General features: G+C 68.7%; 1 protein-coding gene. It reads left to right on the plus strand.

Annotated elements, in window-relative coordinates:
• Positions 1-53: 53 nt before the first annotated feature.
• Positions 54-300: DUF222 domain-containing protein (locus QSK05_RS36100; RefSeq protein ID WP_285601916.1), on the plus strand; the 247-nt coding region annotated here is incomplete at its 3' end.

Here is a 300-nt window from a genome sequence, read left to right on the forward strand (position 1 = left end):
GCGAAGCCCGCATGAAAGAACGCTGCGTCTACGCCTCCCCGCTACCTGAGGGCATGGGCCGACTCGAAGCCACCCTCTCCGCCGACCACGTGATGCTCATCCACTCCGTCCTGGACGCCCTGGCCGATGCCTGCCGCGACTACGCACGCCGTGCCGGAAACCCAGACCCCCGCACCCACCAAGAACGCCGAGCCGACGCCCTCGTAGCCATCTTCCACGCCATCCATCACCACTACCCCCTGCCCTTCATCCCCGTGCCGCCCGACCCCGCAGACACCTTCGGCGGGCGCGTCGTATCCC

The sequence above is a fragment of the Kineosporia sp. NBRC 101731 genome (assembly GCF_030269305.1).
GTDB lineage: Bacteria > Actinomycetota > Actinomycetes > Actinomycetales > Kineosporiaceae > Kineosporia.